At 45.3% G+C, this 19,679-nt stretch carries 24 protein-coding genes; 10 read left to right on the forward strand and 14 right to left on the reverse strand.

Annotated features, from left to right (window positions below):
- The first annotated feature begins 188 nt into the window (after positions 1-188).
- From J7J01_02350 to J7J01_02360, 3 genes are all read left to right on the forward strand, one after another.
- A complete protein-coding gene (locus J7J01_02350; GenBank protein MCD6209732.1) occupies positions 189-1,535 on the forward strand; it encodes a hypothetical protein in 1,347 nt (448 codons plus the stop codon).
- Positions 1,484-1,783, forward strand: coding sequence for a hypothetical protein (locus J7J01_02355; protein ID MCD6209733.1), 300 nt, complete (start codon positions 1,484-1,486; stop codon positions 1,781-1,783). Before J7J01_02350 ends, J7J01_02355 begins: the two co-directional genes overlap by 52 nt.
- A 70-nt stretch (positions 1,784-1,853) precedes the next feature.
- The gene (locus J7J01_02360; protein ID MCD6209734.1) at positions 1,854-2,228 is read left to right on the forward strand and encodes a hypothetical protein; all 375 of its coding nucleotides are present in this window, start codon (positions 1,854-1,856) and stop codon (positions 2,226-2,228) included.
- A gap of 69 nt (positions 2,229-2,297) precedes the next feature.
- Here the strand turns inward: J7J01_02360 and J7J01_02365 are convergent, their stop codons facing one another.
- From J7J01_02365 to J7J01_02380, 4 genes are read right to left on the reverse strand one after another with little or no spacing between them, the layout of a single operon-like run.
- Positions 2,298-4,115 carry a dihydroorotate dehydrogenase electron transfer subunit gene (locus tag J7J01_02365; GenBank protein MCD6209735.1) on the reverse strand — a complete coding sequence of 606 codons (1,818 nt, stop codon included), beginning with the start codon at positions 4,113-4,115 and terminating at the stop codon, positions 2,298-2,300.
- 16 nt (positions 4,116-4,131) lie between these two features.
- Positions 4,132-4,590, reverse strand: a complete 459-nt coding sequence (locus J7J01_02370; protein ID MCD6209736.1) for a hypothetical protein — start codon at positions 4,588-4,590, stop codon at positions 4,132-4,134.
- Positions 4,587-4,739: a zinc ribbon domain-containing protein gene (locus J7J01_02375; GenBank protein MCD6209737.1), complete on the reverse strand. Its 153-nt coding sequence runs from the start codon at positions 4,737-4,739 to the stop codon at positions 4,587-4,589. Before J7J01_02375 ends, J7J01_02370 begins: the two co-directional genes overlap by 4 nt.
- A gap of 44 nt (positions 4,740-4,783) precedes the next feature.
- Positions 4,784-5,542: an RNA methyltransferase gene (locus J7J01_02380; protein ID MCD6209738.1), complete on the reverse strand. Its 759-nt coding sequence runs from the start codon at positions 5,540-5,542 to the stop codon at positions 4,784-4,786.
- Positions 5,543-5,606: 64 nt separating this feature from the next.
- On the opposite strand from J7J01_02380, the gene mtnA reads away from it, so the two are divergent.
- Positions 5,607-6,635: an S-methyl-5-thioribose-1-phosphate isomerase gene (gene mtnA / locus J7J01_02385; GenBank protein MCD6209739.1), complete on the forward strand. Its 1,029-nt coding sequence runs from the start codon at positions 5,607-5,609 to the stop codon at positions 6,633-6,635.
- On the opposite strand, the gene J7J01_02390 is transcribed toward mtnA, so the two are convergent.
- On the reverse strand, positions 6,627-7,523 hold the full coding sequence (locus J7J01_02390; GenBank protein ID MCD6209740.1) for a DUF89 family protein: 897 nt from the start codon (positions 7,521-7,523) through the stop codon (positions 6,627-6,629). The two genes, mtnA and J7J01_02390, sit on opposite strands and share 9 nt — an antisense overlap.
- A 121-nt stretch (positions 7,524-7,644) precedes the next feature.
- Between J7J01_02390 and tuf the strand changes: the two genes are divergently transcribed.
- From tuf to J7J01_02405, 3 genes are all read left to right on the forward strand, one after another.
- Positions 7,645-8,910, forward strand: a complete 1,266-nt coding sequence (tuf, locus tag J7J01_02395; GenBank protein ID MCD6209741.1) for a translation elongation factor EF-1 subunit alpha — start codon at positions 7,645-7,647, stop codon at positions 8,908-8,910.
- 15 nt (positions 8,911-8,925) lie between these two features.
- Positions 8,926-9,237: a 30S ribosomal protein S10 gene (gene rpsJ / locus J7J01_02400; GenBank protein ID MCD6209742.1), complete on the forward strand. Its 312-nt coding sequence runs from the start codon at positions 8,926-8,928 to the stop codon at positions 9,235-9,237.
- Between the two features lie 66 nt (positions 9,238-9,303).
- Entirely contained in the window at positions 9,304-9,528 is a 225-nt protein-coding gene (locus J7J01_02405) for a hypothetical protein (protein ID MCD6209743.1), read from the forward strand.
- A gap of 39 nt (positions 9,529-9,567) precedes the next feature.
- On the opposite strand, the gene hdrB is transcribed toward J7J01_02405, so the two are convergent.
- The 3 genes from hdrB to J7J01_02420 all read right to left on the reverse strand — a co-directional run bounded on the left by hdrB (position 9,568) and on the right by J7J01_02420 (position 11,629).
- Positions 9,568-10,458, reverse strand: a complete 891-nt coding sequence (gene hdrB / locus J7J01_02410; GenBank protein ID MCD6209744.1) for a CoB--CoM heterodisulfide reductase subunit B — start codon at positions 10,456-10,458, stop codon at positions 9,568-9,570.
- A gap of 3 nt (positions 10,459-10,461) precedes the next feature.
- The gene (gene hdrC / locus J7J01_02415) at positions 10,462-11,019 is read right to left on the reverse strand and encodes a CoB--CoM heterodisulfide reductase subunit C (GenBank protein ID MCD6209745.1); all 558 of its coding nucleotides are present in this window, start codon (positions 11,017-11,019) and stop codon (positions 10,462-10,464) included.
- Positions 11,020-11,143: 124 nt separating this feature from the next.
- Positions 11,144-11,629 carry a metallophosphoesterase gene (locus tag J7J01_02420; protein MCD6209746.1) on the reverse strand — a complete coding sequence of 162 codons (486 nt, stop codon included), beginning with the start codon at positions 11,627-11,629 and terminating at the stop codon, positions 11,144-11,146.
- A 47-nt stretch (positions 11,630-11,676) separates the two neighbouring features.
- Here J7J01_02420 and J7J01_02425 point away from each other — a divergent pair, with 47 nt between their 5' ends.
- On the forward strand, positions 11,677-12,912 hold the full coding sequence (locus tag J7J01_02425) for a DUF460 domain-containing protein (GenBank protein ID MCD6209747.1): 1,236 nt from the start codon (positions 11,677-11,679) through the stop codon (positions 12,910-12,912).
- Positions 12,881-13,612, forward strand: a complete 732-nt coding sequence (locus J7J01_02430; GenBank protein ID MCD6209748.1) for a phosphoribosylanthranilate isomerase — start codon at positions 12,881-12,883, stop codon at positions 13,610-13,612. Before J7J01_02425 ends, J7J01_02430 begins: the two co-directional genes overlap by 32 nt.
- Here J7J01_02430 and J7J01_02435 read toward each other — a convergent pair.
- The 3 genes from J7J01_02435 to J7J01_02445 are packed head-to-tail and all read right to left on the reverse strand — an operon-like array spanning position 13,603 to position 14,815.
- Entirely contained in the window at positions 13,603-14,262 is a 660-nt protein-coding gene (locus tag J7J01_02435; GenBank protein ID MCD6209749.1) for a histidinol phosphate phosphatase domain-containing protein, read from the reverse strand. The genes J7J01_02430 and J7J01_02435 overlap by 10 nt on opposite strands.
- 9 nt (positions 14,263-14,271) lie before the next feature.
- A complete protein-coding gene (locus J7J01_02440) occupies positions 14,272-14,577 on the reverse strand; it encodes a hypothetical protein (GenBank protein MCD6209750.1) in 306 nt (101 codons plus the stop codon).
- 1 nt (position 14,578) lies between these two features.
- Positions 14,579-14,815 carry a hypothetical protein gene (locus tag J7J01_02445; GenBank protein ID MCD6209751.1) on the reverse strand — a complete coding sequence of 79 codons (237 nt, stop codon included), beginning with the start codon at positions 14,813-14,815 and terminating at the stop codon, positions 14,579-14,581.
- A gap of 210 nt (positions 14,816-15,025) precedes the next feature.
- On the opposite strand from J7J01_02445, the gene J7J01_02450 reads away from it, so the two are divergent.
- A complete protein-coding gene (locus J7J01_02450) occupies positions 15,026-15,787 on the forward strand; it encodes a CPBP family intramembrane metalloprotease (protein MCD6209752.1) in 762 nt (253 codons plus the stop codon).
- Here the strand turns inward: J7J01_02450 and J7J01_02455 are convergent.
- The 3 genes from J7J01_02455 to J7J01_02465 are packed head-to-tail and all read right to left on the reverse strand — an operon-like array spanning position 15,762 to position 19,375.
- Complete coding sequence (locus tag J7J01_02455) at positions 15,762-16,655, reverse strand: exosortase-associated EpsI family protein (GenBank protein ID MCD6209753.1); 894 nt, start codon at positions 16,653-16,655, stop codon at positions 15,762-15,764. The genes J7J01_02450 and J7J01_02455 overlap by 26 nt on opposite strands.
- A gap of 9 nt (positions 16,656-16,664) precedes the next feature.
- Positions 16,665-17,489: an exosortase/archaeosortase family protein gene (locus J7J01_02460; GenBank protein MCD6209754.1), complete on the reverse strand. Its 825-nt coding sequence runs from the start codon at positions 17,487-17,489 to the stop codon at positions 16,665-16,667.
- Positions 17,490-17,491: 2 nt separating this feature from the next.
- Positions 17,492-19,375 carry a hypothetical protein gene (locus tag J7J01_02465; protein MCD6209755.1) on the reverse strand — a complete coding sequence of 628 codons (1,884 nt, stop codon included), beginning with the start codon at positions 19,373-19,375 and terminating at the stop codon, positions 17,492-17,494.
- Positions 19,376-19,679 lie beyond the last annotated feature (304 nt).

A 19,679-nucleotide genomic window follows, 5' to 3' on the forward strand; every position in this document is an offset into this window, starting at 1 on the left:
TGATAACTTAAGATTTATAAAAGGTGAGGTTGAAATTATATCTGCTGGAGGTGAATTTTAACTGATGATGAAACACTACCAATCCATTAGTTTCGTTAGAAGAATTTGAAAAAAGACCTGAAATTAAGCCGCTACTGGAATATGAATTTGTCGGTAGAGAATCGGAACTCGGGGAACTTCATGAGTTTTTGGAGAACGATAAAGAAGTATTTGTTATTACCGGGGAGGGTGGTTTCGGTAAAACGAGATTAGCCATAGAATTCGCGAGACAAGTAGCAAATGATAATTGGGATGTTTATTTCATAGATCGTGATAAAGACTTCAAACATTCCGTGGTCTCTATTGTGCTAAGCGGTAAGAGTGTCTTACTCATTTTAGATGATGCATCAAGGTATCCTGAGCGAAACAAAGTTGTTGGATTTGTACAAAATCCCCCTGAGGATATAAATGTAAAAACTGTAAAGCTTTTGCTCATTGACAGAGCTATCTTTAAGGAATCTATTGAGAACGAATTGAAGGAAAGGAACGCATCCGCGCAGTATCTTCAAATTGAAAATGGGGATATCCCTTCCTTTTTAAAAGAACATTTTGAAATTCAAAGAGAGGATGTAGAACAGATAGAAAAAGAGTCCAGAGGTAATTTTGTAATAGCCATATTTCTTGCAGAACTTTACAGAGATAAGGGCAGAATTGGAAGGCAGAAAGAAGCCATAGAACACAGAATAGCGAAGTATAAGGAAGACCTTAGAGAATATAGAAGTATGTCCATCGGCGATATTGACAATATTCTCTTCTTATTATCGCTTCTTACTCCTATTGAGTGGGAAAAAGACTACAAATATTTTGAAGAGGTTTTAACCAGATATCTGCCAGAATATGATTTCCAGCATTTAAAAGCGATCATAGGTTTAGCGGATAGAAATACTGATTTCTTCTTATTGAGGTCTGGTGAAAGATATGTCTTTAAATATGATCTCATTGCAGATTATCTTCTCTCTCAATTCATAAACATAAAAGAAGAAAATTTTGACAGGGTGATGAGCAAATTCCTTCCTTACATGCCTCTCAGGATATCCTACAATATTTTCGTGATTCCCAGATTTTTTAGAGAAGAAGCAGAAAAAGCGGTTCAAATACTCGGTCAAATATGGATAAAATTGAATGAGGTTAGAGGTCAGACTCCAGAATATTTCTCCGCACTGGTATTATTTACAGGTGACCTTTCATCGTTACCGTTTGATATTGAAAAAATAGATACAAGTCATTGGCTTTCGTGCTACAAAGAGGTTTCCAAAACTCATCCAGAAAAAGAAGTAGAAGTAAGAGAAAAACTCGCCAGTGGGTTGGTTAATGCAACGAGTCATTACGGGAAGGCAAACAGGTTTGAAGAGATAGAGGCTTGCCTGGAAGAACTGAGGGCACTCCACATAAAACATCCGGAGAAAGAGGTAAGGGAAAAACTCGCTATGGGCTGTTTAATGCAATGGCATGTAAAAAACCGGATTATGAAACTCTACTTTTACTTTATAAGCTGAGATTTGATTTGCCTGACGATGTGAATAAAGAGAAAAGAATAAAAGTCATAGAGGATTCTTTTATGCGTGCTACCAAAGAGCGAATAGAGGAAATATACGATGAGGATGAGGGCGAGCATTTTGAAGAATTTTTAAACTCCTTGAAAGCAGAGATTGAAGATACAGAATTGGTGTTATTAATGAACGAAATAAGCGAAAGATTGGATATCAGGATTCAAAGAAAGATGTGGGAGCTATTAAGTTTATGAAACGGAGAACAAATAACCCGGTATTGCTAAATCACGCATTGATAGAATGGTTTAAAATACCCTTAGAGAATTGATTCAGGAAGTGTTAAGGGATGCGCACGGGGAAGAATGGTGGTGGAAAGGTGTTCCAGTTGATGTGAGTAAGAAATACGGCGAAAGAGTTCAAGAAACTCGCTTAGAAGAGGAAAGGAAACTGCCAGAATTGTATTTTATTGATTTTTATTTTTATGATTATGGAAAAATTATCGAGGCTAAGGCTAATAAAAGAATTTTCAGTTCTTATATGAAAAGTCCAAAAGAGTGGAAGAGGAGGTTAGACGATTTGGAAACCATCCGCAACGCGATAATGCACTGCCGGTGTCAATATCTCGCTGAGGAAAGGATTTCACGCCTGAAGGAAAGTTGCTTTGAACTGCAAAAATTGGTGCAGAAAGTTAAAAGTTAAGAGCAATAGATGAGCCGGACTTCTTCCCCACACTCTTCCCCTCTTTCATTCATAACTGAGCTTTAAATCCTATCGCCTGTGCGCTTCCCCTACCAGTTCACCTATGTTTTTATAGCCATTATTGCGAATATAATCCTTCAAATCCTCTTTTATTTTTCTAAAGATGCCATGACCCTGAGTTACCAGCGCACTACCTATCTGGAACAGGCTTGCACCATTTCTCGCATAATCTATCACATCCTTCGCGGAGAAGATGCCACCAACCGCAATTATGGGTATCTTCAACTCATCATATAGCGAGAAGACCACCTGCTTCCCTCCCGCTGTGAGTGCCCTGCCCGATTTACCACCATAACCCGTAGGATTGCCAAGAATGGGTATATCAAGCGTGCGATCAATAGGTCTGCATAGAACTGTGTTAATCGCCGTGATAGCATCAGCACCTGCCCGTTCCAGTGTCATCGCCAGTCCAGCGATATCCCCTATATTGGGTGATAGCTTAACCGCGAGCGGTATATGGTGTGGGTGTATAACCTCCCGTATCGCCTCTATTATGCTCCTTAACAGCTTGGGATTGTTCTCCATGGATACAAAATCAGTATGAGGACATGAAGCATTGAACTCCAGCATCTCTATCGGATAGTTCAGTGCGACCTTTGCCACCTCTCTGCTCTCCTCTACATCCCTTGCAAAAACGTTCAGTATCAATGGCACATTTGCACGCTTCGCATCTTCTATCTCCGGTCCATAATCTCTTATCCCAGGATTCGGAAGTCCCATTGCATTCACATAGCTCTGTGTCTGGGGAGCGACCTCAAAGAACGTTGGATTTGGATACCCCTCCTGCTCCCTCACTCCTACCGATTTGGTCACGAGCGCACCGGCACCAGCAATTGCGTATCGGTAAAGCAATTTCCCGGAGATACCGAAACCTGCTGCATTCGCAATTGGATTGGGGAACTCAATCCCGCAGAGGTGCGTCTCTAACAGAGGCTCATATTCGGGTGTGAACGCAGGCGATGGAACTGACGATAAACCTGAACTGCAGTTATTATTGATCTGTATCCTTTTACCACTCTTCGCTCGCTTCCAGCATCCAAATTCCGTACCCTCCAGCTCCTCCGCATTGAATACCGGTCCATCAGTACAAACACGGTATCCACCGAGGTCACAGGTGCCACAAGCTCCACAGCTACACTTCACTATCCGCTCGACTGCAATCTGGGTAGATATTCCCGCACGCTTCGTGATTCCGCAAACACGCTTCATCATCAGTTCCGGACCGCAACAGAGTACCTGGTCAAAATCTTCATCTCGTAGCGTTGATGATAGCAATTCTGTTACCACACCCCTGAAGCCCTGTGACCCGTCTTCTGTCGCTACTCGCACATCACACCCGATATCGTGAAATTCCGCTACATACAATAGTTCCGATTCACTACGCGCACCCACGAGAACCGTTATGTCTTTACCCAATTCCCGTGCTCGCTTCGCCGCGAATAGCAATGGCGCTACTCCATATCCGCCACCAACAATGCAAATCCGGCTGCCGTGAATCCGAAATCCCCTGCCATACGGTCCCCTCAGCCCTATCAGGTCACCCTCATGCTTCTGATGCAGGCTGTGTGTGCAATCGCCTCTATCGGCGATAGCGAGTTCTATCTGCTCTCCCCCTCCACTTACATCTGCAATTGAGATTGGTATCTCATCCACACCGGGATTCCATACCATAACAAATTGCCCGGGTTCACTTGCACGCGCTATCGCATCCGCGATAAATAAGAATGTCTTTACCTCACTATTTGCTACTTCTATACGTGCTATTGGATAGAGTGCAGGTGCAGTAAGTGGTGACATCGCATCTCTACTTCTGCTTTCTTCTCTCATTATATCATTATATCCTTTATCCAAAGCTGATATGCCTATAACTCGCCATTTCCAGCCCTTTCAGTTCTACACCGCCCTCCACTGCCTGTATCTCCACACCCTCAAACTCAGGCATACCACATAACAAATGCTGCTCAGGGTGCGTACCTGGCTTGATGTTACAACTTATCACTATTCGCTTGCCAGCCGAGACGACAAATTTCAGGCGAGCCGATGCTGGATGGTCTCCCGGTAGTACAATCAATGGTGAACTCAATTCTCTTATCATGTATAGCACGCATCTCAATCCGCTCACTATTCGGTCACCCGTACCGAATGCGGAAGCAACGAGTAAATCATCGGGCTCCAGTGCCAGCACAAATTCGCCTTTCGGTGTATCAACAAAGAATTGCCTTCTAATACCTGCTTTAACCACTCCCAGAGTGCCGCTGTTGCCCTCTATAACAAGCATCTCATCCCCTCTCAGGGAGATCATATCTTCTCTACATTCTCCGACTGGCAAGCAGGACAGATTACTTTCTCACCCATCGCATCAAACTTGTTACCACAGTCTTTGCATTTGTATCGTTCCAGTTCCAACTCCTCTATCTCTATATCAAAACTCACATCGCCTACACTACACATACCCCATCACCTCCTTCCTTTACATACACAAATTCCACACCATCTCATCTATTAGAAGTGTGGCTATATAAAATCTTCCATTCCGCCTTCCTTAAAATCCCTCTCAGGGTCTGTATCTCCCTTGGCGTGAGTTCCGCCCTACCAAGGAGCCTTCGTAACATTAGCATAGTCCTCTCTTTCTTATGCTCCTTATACTCAATCTCATCCAGGAAAGTCTGGATATGGCGAAATAAACGCTCCTTGTCCTCGAAGCTCGCTAACTTCAGTGCATTTGAAGTAGATACCGTGTCTGTGTCTGTATCCGTATCCGTACCAGTATCCCTCAATTCATATATAACAACCGCGACAGCGTGTGAGAGGTTCATTACTGGATAGTCTGGACTCGTTGGGATGCTGACAACCATATCGCACCGTTTTAACTCCTCATTCAATAGCCCTATATCTTCCCTACCAAATAGTAGTGCTAAAATCCCCTCTTTATTTTCTCTCTTTATCTTCTCTTTTAACTGGCTTGGCGTTAAAGTTCCCATTCTAAGCTGTTTGCTTTTGGAGATGCCACGCTTTGATGTGGTACCCACAACAATACTGGCGTCCTTCACCGCTTCTTCTATTGTACTCACTATTCGCGCTGTGGCAAGTAAATCACGTGCATGTGAGGCGACATATCTCGCCTTAGACCCTATACTGGGCGGTTTCACCATGTAGAGGTTATAGTTATAGAACCCGAAATTCTTTAATACACGCGCCACTGCACCTATATTCTCCTCGTTCTTCGGTTCCACAAGTACAGTTCGGAGCTCCACTTCTCTACGCTTTCTTTTACACTTACTCCTTATAATTATTTGAGCCGGTATATTGATGTGATACATGAGAACAATCGAATGGGATGAAGAGCGGGAAGCAGTGCGACTGATAGACCAGACGCGACTGCCACGGGCGTATAAAATAGAGGTATGTGAACGAGTTGAGGAGCTTATAAGGGCGATAAAGGAGTTGAAAGTCCGTGGCGCTCCTGCTCTGGGTGTTGCAGGTGCACTCGGTGTCGTCCTGGCTTGCAAGAATGCAGCTACAGATGAAGCAATAGACATAGAAATAGCAATAGAGAAGGCAGTAAAGCAATTGCAGAATGCGAGACCAACAGCTGTGAATCTCTCTTACGGCGTTAACAGGGCGTTCAATGCGGCGAAACGCGGTGAAACACCCGAAGAGATGAAAAAATACGCTCTTGCGGAGGCGAAGCGGATTATTGATGAGGATATCACAGTAAATAAGAAGATAGGGGAATATGGCAGTGCGCTTCTTGATGATGGTGATGTTGTACTGACGCATTGCAATGCTGGCAGACTTGCATGTGTTGACTGGGGCACCGCTCTTGGTGTAATAAGAACGGCAACAATGCATGGCAAGAGGATAGAAGTGATAGCATGTGAGACAAGACCCCTTAATCAGGGCTCACGGTTGACTACATGGGAACTGATTCAGGATAAAATACCCGTTACGCTCATCACTGATAGTATGAGTGCCGCAGTGATGCGAGAGGGGAAAGTGGACAAGGTGCTGGTGGGTGCCGACAGGGTGGTAAAAGAGGGTGTGATAAACAAGATAGGAACGTATATGCACGCGGTGGTGGCGAAGGAGCATGGGATACCATTTTATGTGGCTGCACCTCTATCATCGTTCGACCTGGAGCGGAGCTATAAGGATGTGGAGATAGAACAGAGAAGTCCTCGTGAACTGATATACTGTACGAGTGCTGATGCGGGTGTGGATGTCCAGTTAGCCCCGGAGGAAGTGAAAGTTTACAATCCTGCATTCGACTTCACACCCTTCGAGTTGATAGCAGGAGTGATTACTGAGAAGGGCGTGTTCCGCTCTCTGCCTCCACCTTCATACTAATTTAGCCACGAGCTCTCCTCTATCCACCCCTATGCTCTGTGCTACGGGCATGCATTTCGCCCTCAGTATATATACCAACCGCTGCTTGAACTCAGCCTCAAACTCCGATATAGATTCATAGTTGCCCATACCCTTCGCTATCACCAGATAATCATCATTATTGAATACGCGCAGGAATTCCACACTCGCATCCTCCCGTGATACACCTATACTTGCGCCGCTGGGAATCATCTCCACATCCTCTACGCCGACATACGCAGCCGCTTCCTTCCAGTCATTCACCGTGGCATCGTTTATGACCGCAGCGCTCTTCGGGGATACAATCACCTCTTTACCCATCTCGCTCAGTTCCTTCACTACAAACGCGTCAAAAAATACCTCGCCCGCATTGTCCGTCAGATACAGAACCTTGTCTCGTTCCCTTATCGCTGATAATATCAAATCCCTATCCCAATTCAATCTCTCATGCAATACATGCATAAAATCTGCCTTGAAAGCCGCATCGTTATATGAGTAGCCTCTCACACCGTATTCCATAGAATTTGCAGCTGCTGCAATTCGCACCAGCGCTTCTATACCATCATAGTGTGAAGAAAAGTACTCAATAGCAACAGGAAGCAGCTCTTTTGCCGCTTCATTACTCCGCTTCTTTACATGCTCATGAGGGTCCACTATTCCGCTCCGCCTCTTTAATATCCTCTCTCGCTCTGTACCAAAGAAAGCAGGCGTTCTGCTCTTACCTTTATCGCTCAGATGAGAGACAAGGAAGAGAAGAATCTCCTTCATTGCCGCTATCTTTGCGTCGTCTTCCTCCTCTTTAAATATCATATCACATTCATATTTCGCCCTCTCCACCAGACAGGCGATGCAATCGGATTTCAATCTCATCTTTATTCCTCGAAGACCTAACAAAATTATAATATAGAAGAGAGATAATAATTCGATAAGATATTTTATTTAGTTATAGTTAGTATAAAAGAAAGAAGGATAAATAGGAGAAGAAGAGAAAATGGTAGAGAAAGAGCACATGAATCTTGCAATGATAGGGCATATAGACCACGGTAAATCAACACTGCTTGGCAGGCTGCTCACCGATACAGGGGCAATAGACCCACATATAGTGGAGGAGTACAGGAAGAAAGCGGAAGCGCTGGGAAAAGCGACGTTCGAGTTCGCATGGGTAATGGATTCGTTGAAAGATGAACGGGAGAGGGGCATCACCATAGATGTCGCACATCAGAGGTTTGATACTGATAAGTATTATTACACCATCGTTGATTGCCCCGGACACAGGGACTTCGTGAAGAATATGATAACTGGTACCTCTCAGGCAGATGCGGCGGTACTGGTGGTGGATGCGAAGGATGGCATAAAGGAGCAGACGAAGGAGCATGTATTTCTCGCAAGGACTCTCGGAGTGAGTCAGTTAATTGTCGCGATAAACAAGATGGACCGGGTGAATTATGATGAGGCGAGGTATAAAGAGCTAAAAGGGCAGCTACTCGAGCTTCTGAAGACCGTAGGCTACAAGGAGGAGAATCTGGTATTTATACCCGTTTCGGCTTATGAGGGTGAGAATATAACAAAACCCAGTGACAAGATGAAATGGTTCGATGGTCCCACTTTCCTGGAAGCGTTGGACCTGATGAAAGTGCCAGAAAAGCCCGTTCAGCTACCGCTAAGAATCCCGGTACAGGATGTATATTCGATAACCGGTGTTGGTACCGTACCCGTAGGGCGAGTAGAGACAGGGAAGTTGAAGAAAGGAGATAAGGTCATCTTTAATCCACCAGGTAAGGTCGGTGAGGTGAAATCAATAGAGATGCACCATGAGGAGATTCCTGAGGCACTCCCTGGAGACAACATCGGCTGGAACGTTCGTGGAATAAGCAGGAATGAACTGAGGCGTGGTGATGTGTGTGGGCATCCCGACTCCCCTCCCACCGTTGCTGAGGAGTTCACAGCTCAGATAGTGGTTCTTCAGCATCCCACTGCAATCACTGTCGGTTATACTCCCGTATTCCATTGCCACACCGCTCAGATCGCTTCGACGATAATAGAGATAACAAAGAAGTTAGACCCACGGTCTGGGGCGACACTGGAAGAGAATCCAGATTATGTAAAAGCGGGAGATGCCGCTATCATAAAGGTGAAGCCAACGCGTCCTCTGGTCATCGAGCGAGTAAAGGAGATACCACAGCTCGGACGGTTCGCTGTACGGGATATGGGACAGACTGTTGCTGCGGGTATGGTAATTGACATAAAGTCGAAGTAACGAAGTAACAGGAGAATGAATCAAAAAGCGAGGATAAAATTATCGAGTGTGGACCATAAACAGCTGGATGGTATCTGTCAACAAGTGAAGAGGATAGCGGAGACGACTGGGGTCAGTATCTCGGGTCCCATACCATTACCCACGAAGAAACTGGTGGTTCCGTGTAGAAAGAGCCCGGATGGTGAAGGCTCTCCTACATGGGACCACTGGGAGATGCGCATCCATAAAAGGTTGATAGACCTTGAAGCGGACGAGAGAGCACTACGCCAGCTTATGCGTATACCCATACCCAAGGATGTCCATATCGAGATAGTACTGAAGGGGTAAGGGTAGAGGAGAAAATAGAAAGAGATAAATATTGTCAGGTGAAAGAAGCATAATAGGGAGATAGAAATGGGTGTAGTACCTGATGATGTGATAAAAGAGAAGGATGAAGAGATAGCAAACCTGATCAAGGAGATAGACGGTTTGGTAGCAGAGCTTCGAAAAGTATCTGAGGAGTCGCAGCGGCTTGAATTGATAAATAAGATAACAGAGAAGGAGAGGGATCTGCGTGCAGTAAGGCAGGCGAAAGGACGGCTTCGTGCTGTTTTACCAAAAGTTCAAAAGCTGTGGTAAGCAAAAAAAAGAGAAGAAAAAAATTTCTCTTTTTTATATTTATTTTAATAACTTCTCGGGCATTGTCGTGGTCTGTGCGTCTAATCCAAGCTCTTCCTGGCTCATTCCCATTGCAAGTCCGATAAACTGCGTTGCAAACAGTATAGGGAAATTGAAGTTCGTGCCAAAAGCTTTATTCATCTCTGCCTGCCCACGATCAAGCTGTAAATGACAGAATGCGCATGGGTGAACCATACAGTCACAGCCAGCCATTATGGCGTTTACCAGCTTCTGACGCGTCCATTCAAGCGATTGTAGTGTATCTGCAGTTCTATTTCCTCCACCTGCGCCACAGCACATCAATTTGTCTTTATAATCCACATCCTTTGCTCCCGTTACTTTTACCAGGTCCTCCAGTATATACGGTGTCTCAGAAGAGCCATGCCCCCTCACCTCGCTTGGCTTGAGGAAATGGCAACCATAATGCACCGCCACATTCACATCGTCCATCGGTTTCTTTATCTTCTCTTTTAACCGATCCAGTCCAATAACATCGTGAAGGATCACAATTGAATGGTTCACCTTTGTCGTGCCTTTATATTCTCTGCCAAATTTAGCAAGTACCTTATTTACTTTCTCCTTTACGCTCGGGTGTTCCTTCATCAAATGGTCCGCTTCCTGTAGTGAACCATAACAACCATTACACGTCACGTATATCTCAAGCTCCATCTCCTCCGCAATTGCGAGATTCCGCGCAGCAACCGGTAGCCAAGTATGCAAATCGAAAGAGCCAAAGACGCCCGGCGCTGGACAGCAAGAAGCACCTACCATCTCCTTCGTTTCTATTCCGAACTCCTTGAATATCTTCTTCGTCGCTGCTTCTATCCCCGGATACCTATTCGGCGTGATACAGCCCAGGAAATAGGCATATGTATTCCCATTCTCACTCATTTCTTACTTCTTACCTCCTTTTGCCATTCCTCTTAAATTCATCGTCTCCCAATCGAAATCTATCATCGCATCGTAACCCGTAGTTCTGAATATCTCCTGTACCTCTTTCAGATATTCCGGGTATTTCTGCGTCGTCGGTGGCTGCGAGTCAAGACCCACCTTCTCTCTCAGCTTCATCTGGTCAGGTCCTATCGGCACTGCATGACCCGTCTTCAATACATACACCCCTATCATTCTGTGTGGAACAGACATATGTCCCTCTTTCGCCGCTAAGTTCCTTATCGTCCTTATTATATCCGTTGTCTTCACACCTTTAGGACATCGCTCATAACAGGTGAAACAGGTTGTGCAGTACCATAGCTCAGGAGCGTTAAAAATTTCCTCCCTCATGTCCAATAGAGCCATCTGCATTAACTTCCGCGTCCTTAACGCTGTATTTCTCCCCGATGGACACCCGCCTGTGCACTTACCACACTGAACGCACTCCTTGAGCGTCTCTATATGCTCCTTGCCAAAGACCTCCCCACCGTAATCAACTAAGTCCTCATATAACGTCCCCATTCGGATACCTCCTTTTTATTCTTCCTTTTTACATGCCTTGTCATTCACAATATAAATAATTTGCTATTTTTCTCATCCTGCCATATTCTATCCCATTCCATCTTTATTCTATCACTTGTACTGCTCAAAAATCCAGCATCTCCGCTTCCCATCTCGCCAGGTCCAGTATCGCTACTGTTCTCTTACCTGTCAGGTAGCCACAGCATTCCCCTGGGTTTACAACAAGCGTATTGCCCTCCTGCTCTATCACCCCTTTATGCGTATGACCATATATCACCACATCATAATAAGCAGCCAGTGCTGGCACTAATCCCGGCTTATGCGTCACAATTACCTGCTTCTTCGCAATTTCCAGCTTGTAAGGGTCCTCATAAAGCTCCCCAACACCTTTCTCGTGATACTTCCTGCTCAATAGTAGCTTATCGCCGTCATTATTGCCAAACACCCCTATTAGGGGTGCCTTTAGTGCCCTGAGTGGCTTCTCTGTGAATGGAGCAACGAAATCACCGGCATGAATCACCATCTCCACACCCTCGCGATTGAATATCTCCACCGCTTCGCTTATCGCACCTAAATTATCATGTGTATCTGCTATCACTCCGATTTTCATACACATCACCAGGTCTTTTTTAAAAAAGAGGAGCTATAAATAAATGGATGGCATCGAGACATAGACATAGATATACCATCGTTGGCATAGATCCCGGTACTACGCTCGGGCTTGCCATGCTCGACCTTGAAGGGAAGCCAATAGAAGTCTTCAGCTCGAAGAACTATTCCATATCTGATGCAATAAGGCGGATAATATCCTATGGTACACCCCTGATAGTGGCTTCTGATGTTACTCCGACACCATCAATGGTGAAGAAGATAAGCAAGGTCTTCTCATCGCATATCCATGAGTTGAGTGAATCACTATCAACAGAGGAGAAGATAGCGCTGACAAAGGGCGAAGGTTACGAGTACAGGAATGTGCATGAGAGAGATGCCTTAGCTGCCTGCCTCTATGCCTTCAAGCGATACAAAAAGAAGTTTGCTCAGGTACGGAAAAAGACACCCCCGGATGTGGATGTGGAAGAAGTGAAGGCACTGGTAATAAAAGGCGTCTCCATCAGTGCTGCAATTAATAGTCTGGTTCATTCAGACTCAGAAGAGGTAGGTGAGCATGATGTCTGTGGCGAGAGAGGAGATGAAGATGAGAACAGGATCAATAGCACAAATAGTGAGATCCTACGATTGCGCGGGGTTATCAAAGCCAGAGAGCGTGAGATAGAAGCGATGAGGGAGTATAATGCAGCTCTGAGGTCTGAACTCGAGGCGAAAGAGCATGAAATTCAGGGCTTGCGTACACGCATGGAGACCATCAGGTCAATGAGTCACAGGGAGTTAGAAGAGACCGAAGAGATAAAGCGGAGGGATAAGGAGATAAAGAGGTTGAAGAATGAGATAAGAGCTAAAGAGGCTGAGAACGAGGATTTGCGAAGGATCATAGAAGAACTGAAATGGGGTAAGGAAATAAATAACGGGGAGAGGATAAAAGTGATAAAATCATTCAATCGCGATGTGATTCAGGAGGTGGATAAGAGATACGGATTTAAGCGAGGCGAAGTAGTATATCTGGAGAATGGCAGTGGCGGTGGTGCGAACACAGCGGAATTACTGGCGAGGAAGGGTGTGTCTGTTGTTATATATGGTAAGGAGATGTCACATTTTGCTGTTGAAAAGTTCTTTGAGTTTGGCATCCCGACATTCTCCACCAATGATATCCCGGTTATGGTGAGAGGTGATTTCGCATTTATTGATGCACGCATGCTGAACGAACTTGTGAGAGAATGGCGAAGCGAGAGAGGGAAGCGGCGGGATGAGAAGAGAATCATCCTATCCTCTATTTGAAATGATAAGAACAAGGATAAAGATCTGTGGTAATACGCGAGTAGAAGATGCAGTGATGGCGGCACGAGCGGGTGCCGATGCTATCGGTGTTATAAATGTCGCGAATACCACACGTTATATAAGTTTGAACGAAGCGAAGATTATATTCAGGTCTTTGCCCCCTTTCGTCTCGAAGGTCGTGGTTGTCACACTGGATGGAATGAGTGAGGAAGCGGTAGCCGAGCGAATAGAGTTGATAGAAGCCACCGGTGCCGATTGTGTCCAGTTACACGGAGCGGAACCGGTAGAGCTCGTTGCTGAGATACGCAAAATGGTGAAGAAAAGGATAACGATAATAAAGAAGATTGGTGTGGGCAGTGGTAGTAATAATGATAAGCGAGAATGTCTGGAACATGCTATAGCTTATGAGAACGTTGTGGATGCAATACTGCTCGATACTGCTTCAGGCGGTGGCAGCCAGATTGGTGGGACCGGGAAGAAGCATGACTGGAGCATAAGCAGAGCAATTGTGGAGCAATTGAATAAGCCCGTGATACTGGCTGGTGGTTTAAATCCCGATAACGTCGTTGATGCTATAGCTATAGTCAAACCGTATGCAGTGGACGTCTCCAGCGGTGTTGAACGCGAGCTGAGGATAAAAGATGAAGATAGAGTGAAGCGCTTTATAGAAGCTGCTAATTCAATTCATCCTCATCTATAACCTTCAAGCACCCTGTTCACCAATTCACGTGGGTATACCCGCAACACGCTCGTCGCAGACTCTTGATTCAATCCCGCACCTGCGAGTATCTTCTGTGCGAATTCTTCATTGAGGAAATCCTCAGGGGCATGCAAATCGGAGTTGAGCAACATCTTCGCATTTAAATCACTACATACGCGTGCTACGTGCCCGTTAGCCAGGCAATGTCCCTGCCTTGATGTGATCTCAAGATAGACATCGTTCTCCTTCGCAAGTTCCACATCAGTCTCACTTATAAGACCCGGATGTGCAAGTATGTCCACCGAAGGGTTACTCACTGCCACTCTGTTCGTACCGCCCTCTACTGGCTCCACCAGGGTTTCTCCATGCACAACCACCAGTTCCGCACCAAGATCCCGCGCCCTCTTTACCGCATTCTCTATCTTAACCGCTGGTACATGGGTTATCTCAACACCTATTATCACTTCTATATCGCAGTTATTCTGCAATTCCAGCTTCTTTAATCCATGGAGTACATACTCCATATTCGTAAAATCCACGTGGTCTGTGATTGCAATCGCTTCATAACCATTAAACACCGCTCTTCTTACCAGTTCGCTCGGTATTAGCTCACCGTCACTGAAGATAGAATGGGTGTGAAGATCGAACATCTGTTATACTCATTCCCTATGCTTTGCTTTCTTTGCCTTCTGTACTCGCAGTTCTTTTATCCCCTCTGCGAGCTCCCTTATAATTGCCCCTTTTCGTCCTACTTTATTCACCAATACCCGTCCACTTTTATTCCAGTGTGTCTTTGGGTATGCCTTGTCCGCCTCTACTATCGGTTCAAGATTGAGCGCCCGCGCTGCCTCCTCTATCTCCTCCAGCTTCGGCGATTTCAATCCAAGCCTAGCTGGTACAATCCTGCCTTTCCCTCTCGTTCTCCCCGCAGCTAAATTAACCGGCCAGACCACTATCTTCTTCACACTATATCACTTCTAATACTTTCATGACCATAATAGTCAAGAAAGTGAATAGAAGCGGATAAACTGCAACTGAAACGATCTTCCCGAGAAACATAGCCCGCTCGTTTGCGCTTGCATCCAATAATTCCTTCACTATAAGCAGCGAGATTAAAACAGCCACGGAAATAGCGCCGAAAACTGTCGCTTGACTTATTGTTGCTGCTGTCGTTGTAGTGGTCGTTGTTATCGTACTTATCATCCGCTCACTTCCTCCTCCTTTCTTATTAATTGCATGTGCATATTCAGTGTTAAAACTGAGGGATTATATAAACTTTTCGATTGACATAAGAACTTTTCCTTAGATGGGGCAAAAACAAAAAAGAAAAAGCCATTTATCAACTTGAGACGGGTATTAATTGAGATGATGTTACCGTTCCGGCGCTCGCGGGGAAGAAGGGGAATCAGAATCATGGTCAAGAGTAACCTGTATGCTATATGTGCAGTTTATCTTATTCTAATCACCTCGGCGGAGTTATTAACAAATTACAATCAAAAACTGGGCATTGTCTTTCATGTCGGCATCATCTTCCTCCTGCTTATATATGCATCCCTGGAATACAGCAGAGTCTTCTCTCAATTCCTCATATCCCTCACTCTTGCACCCCTTATCCGGGTACTCAGCTTATCTATGCCGATTGTACAATTCAGCCGTATGTTCTGGTTTATCCTTATCTCCATACCCGTGTTCATCGCGGTATTCACATGTATATGGTTGCAGGGGCTCCATCCCGCGAGCCTGGGGCTTCGTATACCCACTTCCCATCTATCGCTTGAAGCTGGCGTCATACTCCTTGGTCTACCATTTGGATTAATAGAATATCTGATTTTGAAGCCCAGTCCACTTGCACTGCACTTGCGAATCCCTGATATCATTGTGGCATCATTGATATTCATCATCTGCACGGGTTTCTTAGAGGAGATAGTATTCAGGGGATTGATTCAGTTCAATACAATGCGGGTGATGGGCAGATGGCATGGGATTCTCTTCATCTCGACCCTCTTTGGCGTCCTGCACGCGGGGAATCTCACCCCGTTTGACTGCTTGCTCGCATTCTCTGCTGGCTTCGTATTCTCATTCGTGCGGGAGAAGACAGGTTCTTTATATGGTATAAGCCTCTCACATGGGCTCATCAATATCATATTATTCATGGTGGCACCTTTCTATTTCTGAGCTTCGATTTCAATAGACCGTTATGTATGCTGGGATAGAAAATAACCAGGATAGGCAGTAGTAGAATGAGTACAATAGCCACTTTACCGGAGCAAGAATAGAAGAGAGTGAAAAAGATAGGCGATTCCTCCTTCTGGAGCTCAAACATGCAGGGTATAGTCTCGCCCATAAACTCCCTGGTCATGTTCAGAGTGCCATTGTATGAGCCTTGAATCGGTGCCAATGCTGATACCCGCACCATTGTGATCTTATTTGATAACGGCTTCTCCTTCACATAGAAATATAGCACTACCCTTCGTTCCGTTACGTCACCGCGTGGCGATTCCTTCGTGACGATGAGTTTCTTTGCTGTTATCATCCTGCTGGATACTATACGAGTTTTATTCATGGGCTTTGTAAAGAGCGGCTCTTCCACCCAGCTCCTGTTACGTACCGGTATCTCCACCCTGCCCGTTTCCTCTATCTTATAACCCAGTGCAGGATAGCATACAATCGGAGAATGGAAACTTGAGCGATTATTTGACTGCACAATGAGGAAGAATACAGGCTGATAATATTTTGGATTCGAATACGCACGCATGAGCAACACATCGGCATGCAGTACCTTAGCAAGTCTCGTTGCCGCACTGTACTCCCTGTCCCGCCAGTTGCCTATCTTACGCGGGAATGCACGCATATGCTCGTTGCTGCCGAAATCCAGCTTCGCTCTCACAAATGTTTCACCTGATGCACCATGCGAGAGCTCTGCACCTATCGTGGTGACCGATTTAGCAAGGATCATAGATGGCGTTGAGAAGAGTATTATAATTACAAAAGTGAGCAGTAGTACACCTATAACCCTGCAGTATTCTTCGCTGAATCTCCTCATCCTATCCCCTTAACCCCTTATTCTACATCCAATTACTATACTGAAGAGGATTAAGAATAAAAAAGCGATGATGAAGAGAAGAGGGCTGAAGAGCGTGTGGAAGAAACCGGTTGCGGTTGCTTCATCATAACTGTTCGCAATCAAGATTAGAAATACGATTCTGAGGATGTTTGCAAAGATGGCAAAGAGGATAGCAGCGAAGATGAGCGTGACCTTTTTATACCACTTGCATCTGAGTAGATAGACGAAGAGTACAGATAATGCCAGCAGAGCAATCACCGAATTCATACCACTGCAAGGCAGACCCACGATCAGGGTGCTATTTCTCAGGTGTATCTCTGCTCCAATTCGCTCAACCGGGACGCCAAGCTGCGTGATTATCAACGTCGAATACGTAACTGCGATGGTCTGCATCTGCAAAGCGATCTTATCAAGCAATACGCCAGGAGGAGGGATAGCGAAGATGAGAAACGCGACAGGGAAGATAAGGGAACGCATAACCGCTCTGCCGTACAGATACAGGATTAGCCCGCTTATAGTGAATAAGAATGATAGAGCGCCTAAAGAGGGTATATCTTTGAAGTATCCGAGAACGAGGAGAGCGAGCCCAAGTGAGAGTATGCCAAATCCGGGTTTATAAGGCTGCCCTTCTATCACCCCTGAGCTGCTGAGATTCTTCCACGCGATGACCGCAGCAATAACGGGTATTAAGAACCCATGAGAGTAAAAAGGATTGTTCAGCCAGTTATTTACCAGCCAGGTCATGACGTTGAGATATAAAATACCGATGCCGATACCGATAGCTAAGAGAAGAAGTAGAAGCTTGTAGTTCATTATTAACCATCTCTTCGATATTGATGCAGATGTTGATATAGATAGCCCATAAACATAAGCAGCAGCAAACCAATGGAGAGCAGCAAAAACGAGGGGAGTTCCGGGATGCATGGCACCGCGGTATCCTCTGTCTCGGTGTAATCATAACAGCATGCACATCCTTCATCAGCCGGGTAATCAATATGGCTGTCGCCATCGTTATCGGTACCATCACAGCATGCAGGGCAATCATTGAAACACCAATCATGCCCATGTGAAGGGCTATGCCATGATTTACCGCCTGCAGCACCACCATTACCATTTATACACTCGTAACAGGGTACATTTGTTGCTATTATGCTACCTGTGCAGTTCGTTGAGCTGTAGCAGTTACCGAGGCACTCTTCTGGACTCACCCTTGCCCTTATCCCGATATCGGTGAGTGAGCCACCAATGCTGAGCTTAGTGAATGTTTCTCCATTAGCACTCACATAGCTCTCCCCTGAACCCCCTGCATCCCAGTCACTGTAATATTCATCGCCGGGAGGGATGAAATCTATCGGTATCGGAAAGTTATATCCAGAAGTGGTGAATTTGATCTGGACTACAAAATCGTCACCCTTAACCACTGTTATTGGTGTACTCAAGCTGACCGAATAGTAACCCATCTCTTCTGTTGTCCCATTCTGGTATCCAAGTTGGTTGGAGAATGTATACGGTGAGCTCTCACTTATATTATCGCATATCATGATCTCATACTGCATATTATCATCAACAGCCCAGAAATCAACCGATCGCAATTGACCACTCTGGGCAGGTATGAAACGCACTGCACCCCACGCCGTGTTCGTCCCCATACCACAACAGTAGCCCATCCACCCATATTCATCATGGTAATACAACTGAATACCGCCATCGTTACAGGATGTGATAGCACTGGTGTAGTCCCCGATATTCGCAGCCCCATAGGCGACCCACGCACAGCCGGGATAAGGTCCATGAGCACCCCAGTCCGTCCCCCAGCTATTCTTTATCAACCACGCACCGCTACCTTTTGAGTGGGGCAAGGAATCATTCCACCCTATTATCTGTATCGCATGGTTTGGCTCATCAGTACCCCAATACTCATAGACCCCGCTGTCATAAGCATGAAATCCCGGATCACCTGCGTACATGGTTGAGTACACTGGCCCATAGTTCAATATTGCGGCTTTGATCTTTTCTATTTGCGTCTCTCCACTGCTACCGGTGATGACCCTCCAGTTATCTACATTCTTGATGATAGAACAGTTGTAGCAGGCTGTTCCGTGTGCCACATAGGGGTGACAGGATTCATTACCCACACCCTTCTTTGTGAGATAGTTTGTACTTATGCGTGAATTCCCACCATTACAAAACCGATTCCAGATGTTGCAGTCTCCAGCTTCCTGTTCTGAGAAGTCACTCTGAGTGGAGTCCGCGATTGCTACGTCTGATTCAATATCGGCAATAGCGGCGAAAAGCCAGCAGCTACCACATGTGTGCTGGTTCTTTACCGGTGTGACATATCCAAGTGCCATAGCGTCATAGGCGGATGGCATTCCGGTGGTCAGTCGCAATGTACTTCTTTGAACTGCACCTGCATCTATGGTACGGAAGGAACGGAAACTGACATTTGGTGGTAAAGCGCCTACAGGTGGCTTCGGCGGGCGGTATCCCGTGAGTTGCGATAGCTCTTCTGGTGTTAGTCCAGTTATCCAGTTCTTTGCGACTTTGTAGTGAAAACCCAAACTATTAATCCTCTGCTGTAACTTTTGTAATTGTAACTCTTCGATTGGTGTTTTCTCTGAAGTTGAAGTTACCGTTGTAATCACCGCTGAGAATAAAAACAGCAGCAGTAATATAATAGTTGTTAATATCTTCTTCATTTCTGTTCACAATTTTAAATCAGTATACAAATAAATATTTCTATTATGTCCACTTTTTTATCGAATATAAACAAGCTAAATTCTATGCATAGGTGTTTGGATAAGAGAAGGTGATTCCGGCTATTGGAACTGTTTAAGCGATAAAAGTGACTATTTTACACGGTGATACGATACATGAATCTTAACGCTTGGATTTGGTGTGCATTTTCTGAGCACTATCCGAGGACTGAAGCGGAAATACGGGGGAGAAAGCAGGGGTGAAACTGAGCATAAGTAGTTTTTACGAACGATTCACACCGAAGAT

It is taken from the genome of Methanophagales archaeon (genome assembly GCA_021159465.1).
Classification (GTDB): Archaea; Halobacteriota; Syntropharchaeia; order Alkanophagales; family Methanospirareceae; genus G60ANME1.